The organism is Frankia sp. CeRuru1 (assembly GCF_977966315.1).
In genome coordinates this window covers 1-8,012 of sequence record NZ_CDWWEW010000241.1, presented here as the reverse complement: position 1 = coordinate 8,012, position 8,012 = coordinate 1, and the positions used below count along the sequence as shown (strand labels likewise).

5 protein-coding genes and 2 pseudogenes are annotated in these 8,012 nt (G+C 68.9%); 5 read left to right on the top strand and 2 right to left on the bottom strand.

All coding sequences use genetic code 11. From position 1 onward, the window contains the following. The 5 genes and pseudogenes from AC08OP_RS16575 to AC08OP_RS16555 all read left to right on the top strand — a co-directional run. Window positions 1-306 (top strand): annotated as a pseudogene (locus AC08OP_RS16575) (IS982 family transposase); the annotation flags it as partial. Window positions 307-371: 65 nt separating this feature from the next. Continuing rightward, window positions 372-593 (top strand): annotated as a pseudogene (locus AC08OP_RS16570) (SAM-dependent methyltransferase); the annotation flags it as partial. A 1,081-nt stretch (window positions 594-1,674) separates the two neighbouring features. Then, window positions 1,675-2,403 carry an NUDIX hydrolase gene (locus AC08OP_RS16565; RefSeq protein WP_476615027.1) on the top strand — a complete coding sequence of 243 codons (729 nt, stop codon included), beginning with the start codon at window positions 1,675-1,677 and terminating at the stop codon, window positions 2,401-2,403. Window positions 2,404-2,568: 165 nt separating this feature from the next. Next, complete coding sequence (locus AC08OP_RS16560) at window positions 2,569-3,741, top strand: 5'-methylthioadenosine/S-adenosylhomocysteine nucleosidase (protein ID WP_476615026.1); 1,173 nt, start codon at window positions 2,569-2,571, stop codon at window positions 3,739-3,741. After that, the gene (locus AC08OP_RS16555) at window positions 3,738-5,948 is read left to right on the top strand and encodes a hypothetical protein (RefSeq protein ID WP_476615025.1); all 2,211 of its coding nucleotides are present in this window, start codon (window positions 3,738-3,740) and stop codon (window positions 5,946-5,948) included. Before AC08OP_RS16560 ends, AC08OP_RS16555 begins: the two co-directional genes overlap by 4 nt. Before the next feature lie 121 nt (window positions 5,949-6,069). Here AC08OP_RS16555 and AC08OP_RS16550 read toward each other — a convergent pair whose 3' ends face one another. Next, entirely contained in the window at window positions 6,070-6,246 is a 177-nt protein-coding gene (locus tag AC08OP_RS16550; RefSeq protein ID WP_476615024.1) for a hypothetical protein, read from the bottom strand. Window positions 6,247-7,064: 818 nt separating this feature from the next. Next, window positions 7,065-8,012 (bottom strand): transposase (locus tag AC08OP_RS16545; protein WP_476615023.1); only part of this gene is annotated, 948 nt, incomplete at its 5' end.

The window sequence follows — 8,012 nt, the reverse complement described above, 5'->3', positions numbered from 1 at the left end:
AAGGGCTTCGCCTCCGGTGAGCTTGAGAAACACCTGTCCGACGAGGGCATCGGACTGCTCCGGCCGCACCGCAAGAACGAGAAGATCCGGCCCGGGGAGTCCCTGCTCAAGAGCGTCCGACAGCTGATCGAGTCGGTCAACGACACCCTCAAGGGGCGGCTTGACCTGGAAGAACACGGCGGACGGACCTACGAGGGCATCGCGATCCGGGTCGCCCAGCGGATCATGGCCCTGGCCGCTGGGTTCTGGCACAACCACAAGACCGGCGCGCCGGTGATCCGCTCGTTGATCGCCTACGATCACTGACCCTCAGGAATCACTCGTCTAGGGAATTTGGTGAGGATCGTCCAATTACCAAGGGGCTGATTGCGGTGACGAGCGCGGACCGGCACGACCCGGAGGTCGGGCAATGGTGGAAGAGCCTTGCGGCGGAACGCAGCCCGGTCGATCTCAGGACCGACCAGCCGCACGCGGCCCGGATGTACGACTACTACCTGGGCGGCAAGGACAACTTCCCCGCTGATCGGGAGGCGGCCGAGCAGGCACGGGCCGCCTTCCCGGGCGCCAGCACCGCCGCGGTGGAGATCCGGGCCTCGCCCCGGACGCCTGGATCGTCTACACTGACAACGACCCGGTCGTGCCGGCGTAGGTTCAGGCGTCTCACCAGCATCTTTAGGTAGTCAGGCTGACCCTTGGTCCGCACCCGCGTTGCACACGCCGAAGGCTCGGACACAGTACACCGGGTACCACACTGCCAGAGCCCCGTTGGCGACGCGGTCCCCGAGCCAGCCTCGAAGAAGCCAATGACGGTCCGATATGATCACGCGAATCCTGCTGGTCAGCATCTCCCGCGGATCGGGCATGACGACGTTCCCTCGAAGCGGCAGCGCACTTCCGAATTGCCGCTTTTTGCGATCAAGGCCACGCCTTTGCGTGGCGCGACGCCAGCCCGACGGTCAAGCGAAGACGGCGGGAGCGATCAGGCTGCGCGATTGTTGACAATTGCGGCAGCAATACACGGATGGCATCCGAGCTCACGGCTGCGACTTCAGGGAGCGGTAGACGGCTCCAGTCGTCGATACTCAGGGCGGCGGCGAGAAGACGGTTAGCCGCCGTAGGGCTGTTTGCTTGGGTGAGCACCCTGGCCACGTCTGCCAGCGCCTGAGCCTGGTAGTCCGGGTCGGTGATGGTGCGGGCGACCTGCTCGGCGTCGGTGGCAACCTGACAATGGTTGTTGCGCTTTCAATGTCCGAAACAGAAGGCCACTTTCTTCGCAACGCCGGTACCGGGCCCTCCCATCACAATACCGACCGTTTCCCAAACCAGCCGAAGGCGCCCCAGCCCGATCGCGCCAAGCGTCCGCCGACGAACTTGCGAACGATTACTCCGGTCTATGCGGCCGGTGTCCGGCCACGCATTGCCGAAACCACAACACCCGACCCCCAGCCCAGCGAGGGAGCTACCAGCGCCACCACGCTTCGTAGTCAATCAAGCCCGATGTGCTACCTCGCCGCAGCCCTGGTTGCCCCGTGAGGCATCCTCGTCCCGATTGGACAGATCGCGGAGCATAGCCTTCTCCGACACTGACGATCAGGGGTCGTAGCGCAGGCGTGAGCAGCTGTCGGCTAACCGACAACTCTTCCTGTCGGTCGGACAAAAAGCTAGTCTCGCAGCGTGATCGATGTTCCTTGGGAACCGCCGGCTGTCCTGATCGCCGTCGACCTGGTGATTCTGACGCTGCGCGCGGCGAGCCTGCGGGTGCTCCTGATCGAGCGTGGGACAGAGCCATACCGGGGGGCGCACGCGCTTCCCGGTGGATTTCTCGCGCACAGCGAGGAGGATCTCGACGCGGCGGCGCGCCGGGAGCTTGCGGAGGAGACGGGCCTCGACGCCAGGGAACTACACCTGGAACAACTCGGGGTGTACGGCCGTCCCGGCCGGGATCCGCGCGGGCGGGTCGTCTCAGTGGCATACCTGGCCATCGCGCCTCGACTGCCCGATCCGGTCGCGGGCACCGACGCCGCCGACGCGGCCTGGCTGCCGGCGGACCGCGTGCTCGCGGGCGAGCTGAACCTGGCCTTCGATCATCGCCAGCTGGTCCTCGACGGGGTCGAGCGGGCCCGAGGCAAACTCGAGGTCTCCTCGCTCGCCACGGCGTTCTGCGGCCCGACATTCACCATCGGTGAGCTACAGACGGTCTACGAGGCGGTATGGGGAATACCGCTCGACCCCAGGAACTTCTATCGCAAGATCCAAGGGGTGGACGGATTCCTCGTCCCCACCGGTGCAGAGCAGCGAAGCCTCGGCGGGCGCCCGGCACGCCTGTTCAAAGCCGGCCCCAGCACCGTCCTGTCACCGCCGATCGGGCGGCCGAACGAGGCTGGAAGTTCTTCCGCCGACTGACCTTTACGACGCCGCTGCCGCGGCCGTACGCCGTATCCGTCAGGCCGCCGTCCGCGGATGCCGTCCATCCATCGGCCCCTGTCGCAGGTCCGGACTCACATGACCGGGCTGAGGGGCAGCCGCAGTTTCCGGAGAAAAGTCCATCTGGAACGGGGAGTAAGGACAATGGCAAGGACCAGACCGATCGTCATCCTGACCGCACTCGACCTCGAGTACCAGGCGGTCCGCGAGCACCTGGTGAATCCGCGGTTGCGCCGCCATCCGCAGGGCACCCGGTTCGAGGTAGGCCGGCTCGCGGCCGGCCGGTGCCAGGTGGCGCTGGCGTTGGTCGGCGTGGGCAATCAGTCAGCCGCGGTGCTGGCCGAACGCGCGATCGCCGAGTTCGATCCGGCGGCGCTGCTTTTCGTCGGCGTGGCCGGCGCCCTGCATCGCCATATCGCGCTCGGCGACGTGGTGGTGGCCAGCCAGGTCTATGCCTTTCACGGTGCCACCAGCGAGAACGACGGCGACTGGGGCCGGCCTCGCGCCTGGCCGATGTCGCACCGTGCCGAGCAGATTGCCCATCACCTGAAGCGGACGCAGTCCTGGGTGCCGCAGCAGGCCGGGCCCGAGGCCCTCCCGCAGGTGCACTTCGGGCCGATCGCGGCCGGCGAGGTGGTGCTGAACTCGACCGTCTCGGCGCTCGCCCGGTGGCTGCACGTCCACTACAACGACGCGCTCGCCGTCGAGATGGAGGCTGCCGGAGCCGCGCAGGCCGGCCAGCTGAACAGCTCGCTGCCGGTGGTTGTGGTCCGCGGCATCAGCGACCACGCGGACGGCACCAAGGAGTCGACCGACCGCCAGCAGTGGCAGCCGCGGGCCGTGGCGAACGCGGCCTCGTTCGCCATCGCGCTGGCCGAGGAACTGTCCGCCGACCTCGGACGGGCCGAGGCCGTGACGAGCACCGGGAGGACATCCGCCATGCCGAAGCCGACCCACAACATCCGTAACGTCGTGTCGGGCAGCAACACCTGGGTCGGTGCGCAGGCCGGCGTCGTCCACGGCGACGTCACTGTCGGCGCCCCCACCGAGCGGACACCGGTCGACCTGCCGACCGCGCTGGCCGGTTTCCGCGCCCAGTTGTCCACGGCACACACCGCCGGCACCGTGGACGCGGCGACCTTCGCGGCGGCCGAGGCCGAGCTCACCGCCGCCGACGAGGCCCTGCGGGCGAACTCGCCGGAGAGCCGACGCACGCTGGTGGTGTCGCTGAAGAAGGTTCGTGGCCTTGTCATTGACGTGGTCGACCTCGCCGCGAGGATCGCCGTTGTCATCACCCTCGCGCAAGGCCTGTCATGACCGACAGCTCCGGGTTTCGGGACGGGGACGCACCGTCGTCGACGACCAACTCGGTCAGCGGCTCCGCCACAGTCGGCGCGCAGGCCGGGACGGTCCACGGTGACGTCCGGGTGTACATGGTCCCGCCCGGCGCGACGCCTGAGGAGAGGTTCGAGGTCGGGGCCCTGCATCTGGAGGGCAACATGCCGCCCCGGGCGCTGGAGCTCATGAACGAGGCCGTCCTGCGCCCGACGAGAACTGACCGGATGCTCTTCCACTGGCTGTTGGCGCTGGTGAGCGGGCGTTCGCGGGACGAGCTGACAACCGAGCAGACCAGGCAGCTGAAGGAGTTCCAGGCGGGCCCACCCGCGGCCGTCCACGACGCGTGGACCGACGGGCTGCGCGTTGTGTTCCTGCTGTTGAACGCGGTCACGGCGACCGAGGACGAGATGGCCTTGGCGCTCAAGGAGCTCGACGCCCTGGACCGGAGCGTACTCGGCCGGACCCAGCGCCGGATGATTCTCCGTCACCTGGAGCAGTTCCTGGAGGGCCCCCTCGAGGACCAGCTGTGGAGGCGCGCGATCGACGTCGCCGCCCGTGGGCAGCAGGCCGGGGCGCGTCAGGACCGGGTGTGGAAGTTCTTTGAACCACCGCCCATCGAGGCTCGGGCGCGCGGCGCACGGCCGACCACAGTTCCTGCCGACACCCGGCTGCGCGCCGAGATCTCGCGGCTGGCGCTCGTGGCCTGGGCGGTGTATCTCGCGATACAGCTCGCGCTCAACGGTCGCCTGGCGGTGCTGTTCGGGTGTGCCGTCGTCCTTGTCGGCGGCCTGCTCGGCCTCCAGCGCGGAATCGTCTGGAACGTGACCTACGATCACACGCAGGACGGGAGTGAGATCCCACCCGGCGCATTTGCTCGCAAGGTCGAAGGCAGGCTCAGGTACTACGTCGCCTCGTATCGACCTCACGGTCTGACCAGCGACCAGTGGATATGGCAGACCGCCGACGCCCGGTTCAGCCTGCTCCGAGAGATCGTCGGCCAGTACTCCTACTCCCGCATCAGTATCGAGCGGATCGCCTGGCTGCTGCGTCACGAGGCAACCCATCTCAAGCGCCTGTCGGGAGGCGAGGCACGCGTCTCCTTCCGCCGGGAGCTGCGGGTCGCGCCCGGGGTGAGCGCCCGCGGAACGCTCGGGATCACCGCTGTCGTCGGTGGCTGCCTGTGGGCGACGGTCGCCGCGGCCGGCGTCGACCTCCTCCTGGCGGTGGGAACGGTGCTCGTCGTGTCGGCCGGCACCACCGGGTACGCACGTGCCTGGCTGGCCATGAACGGCGACCACCGGCGCCGGGTCGCCGAGACGGCGCAGCACGCCGAGGTTCTCGCGGCACGACAGGCGGCACTCGAACGGTGGCGGGCCCGGCTGGCCGACCGTCCCAGCGACGCGGAGCTGGCCCAGTGGCTTGACCACGACCGCAAACTCCTCCTGGACAGAGCACTGCGTCACTATCGTCTCACTGCCAGCAACGTCGTCGCCCACGCGTTCATCGAGACACCGGTAGGCGGTCCCCCCAACTCCGAAAAAGGCAAGACCGCGGCCCGCGTCCCTCGCGGTCCGTGGCGGTTCCGCAAATACCAGATCTCGGTCTTTCTGCTCACCGCCGACGGAGTTCGCAACCTCGTCTCCCGACTGAACTTCGAGACCGGCGTGTTCACGGAGCAGAACCGGATGAACTACCGCTTTGACGTGGTTGCTTCGATCCGGGTCGACCGGACGGCCAGTGACGAGCAGAAGCTCGAACTCGTCCTGGTGGACGGCACGAAGATCGGGATGCAGATGGCCGAGGTGAGCCTGGACGAGGACACGACCCACGGGGTGGACGAGAGCACGGAGTCGGTCGCCCGGCTGACACAGGATGCTGCCGGTGTTCAGCACACGATCCACGTGCTGGAGGGCATCGCCGCGGAGGGCAGGGCCTGGGTCCGCCGGACGGGTTTCGGGTGGTCGCAGGACGGCGGGAGAATCGCGTCCGCTCTGCGCGACGATTACGCCTCCCGAGGGCAGGAGTCACCCGGGAGAACCGGGACCGCCACGGATGCGGACTTGGCCGCGGCCCGCAGCGCAGAGGTGAACCTCAGCTCCGGACCGGACCGCCCGGAGGCGCGACCGGCACAGCCCGACCCCTCTCCCGACAGCCCGCAGCCGGGAGCCGACCCAAAAACGACATAGGCCGGCTTGCCGCAGCCTGGCGACCGCCGGGGAGGGATGCCGACCCGCGTCGGCCACCGTCCTGCCGGGAGCGTCCTGTTGCCGCGGCGCTGGTCCGCGCGGCCCGGGTTGTGGTGCCGGGTCAGGCAGGGTTCGCCCCGGCGGGGGAAGGCAGGACGGCGAGCAGGCGTGTCAGGACGTCGCTGGCGCGGCGGATGTCGGCGTCGTTGACGTCGAGGTGGGTGACGAGCCGCACCGTCGTCGGGCCGGCCGCACACTCGCCGCCGGCAGCCTCGACGACAAGGTCTGGCTGTGGCATCTGAGGTGAACACGATCTTTGATGATCCGGCTCGGCGTCTGGCCCCACCAGCGGGATTCACGAGTCGTTGGGCATCGCCAGCTCGATCGCGATTCCAGGAGTCCGTCCACGGAGACGAACCGACCACCCGCCCGAGCCAAGACAGCACACGACCCCGGAAGACGGCGGAGGACCCGGCACCGACGTCTCAAGGCAGGCGTCAACCGCTCGTCAGGCGGGCAGCCACGGCGGCAGCCCGGCTCACGGAACACCCCGGACGACGGTGGACCCCACGGATAACGCCGAGTTCACGACCAGCGCCGATTAACGTCAACGGACCTCAGTGGATCAAACGCCGAGGCGCTTATGATCCCCTGGTCACCGAGCCCGCGCGCATCATGCCTGCTCAACGACAACGCCCCAATCGATCTCCCGGTAGACGTCTGCAACCCAGGGGTGGTACCGGTCGTGCTGATGCAGGTTCGGGCCTCTCACCAGCATCTTTAGGCAGTCGGGCCGGGCTTTTGGTCGGTACCCGCGTTGCACACGCCGCACGGCTTGGGCACAGTACGCCGGCCGCCGCGCCGCCAGACTCTCGTTGACGACGCCGTCCGAAACGACCCCGAAGCCGGGGCCCGTCCGGTGTGATCACGCGGACCCCTGGTCAGCCCTAGATCCGCCAGTAGCGCCGACTTGCATGATCAAAGTTCGGTGATCTTCCCTTTTCGGGCTTGTTGATGTTGTTTTCGACGGCTGGGCAGGGTGAAGGCCCGGCTGTCGTGCCGGGTGAGCGCCGGGTCCACGGCCCGGGGGCGTGTTCCGCGTGGAGAACGGGCTGGTCAGACGGCCGCGGGCAGGGCGCGCAGCCGGGCGAGGGCGGTGGTTAGGTGCTGGTCGCGGCCAGGTGGCAGGCGCAGGATCAGTTGGCCTGCGTGGCGGGTGACCCGGCCGGGAATGGTGATCAGTTCGTGGCGGAGCCGGTCGCCGTGCGCGCGCCCGGCGCGCTGGTCGAACCCGGTGAGCGTCTGGAGCAGGGTGGACAGCCAGCCGGCGAGGATCGCGGCCCACGTCCAGACGGTGTTGATGGTCGGGTCGGCTGAGGGCAGGTGGCGTAGGCCGGCGCCGAGTTTGTGGTCCTTGATCTGGGTCTCGATGTCGGCGCGGCCGCGGAACCAGTGCTCGAGCGCGACGATGTCCGGCCCGTCGTTGGCGGGGATGTTCGTGACGATGAAGCTGACCGCCCAGGCATGGTCGACGATTCCGTCGAGCGCGAGGGTGAGCTGGGCTTTCGGGATGATGCGCCGCCGCCGTGAGCGAGGGTCGGTGGAGATCTCGGTGGCGGGGACCTTCACCCGGCGGATGATCGTGTAGGTGCCGGGCGGCCAGCCGGTCGGAGCGTAGCTACTGGTGGCGACCTGGGCGCCGGTCATGTCCCGCGCGTCCGTCCAGGACGTCTCCTCGACGGCGGCGTAGGCGCGCCAGAACGCGGAGTTACGCGGCGCGGCGATCGCGAAGTCCACCCCCGCGGCCACGGCGGCGCGGGCGAGGTCGCCGGTGAAGAACCCCGAGTCCGCGCGCTGCAGCAGCGGCGGCGCGCAGACCGCGACCGGCAGGTTCGCCAGAGCCCGCGCGAACAGGCCGGCCGCGCGCGGACGGACGTCCTGGTCGCCGGCGAGCAGGTCCGCGGCCAGGACCAGCCCGGTCCTGGCCCACGACGCCAGCAGCGGCCGGCCGGCCTTCTTCCCCTCGTAGGTATAGGCCACGCCGCGCTTCGTGCGGCCGAAGAC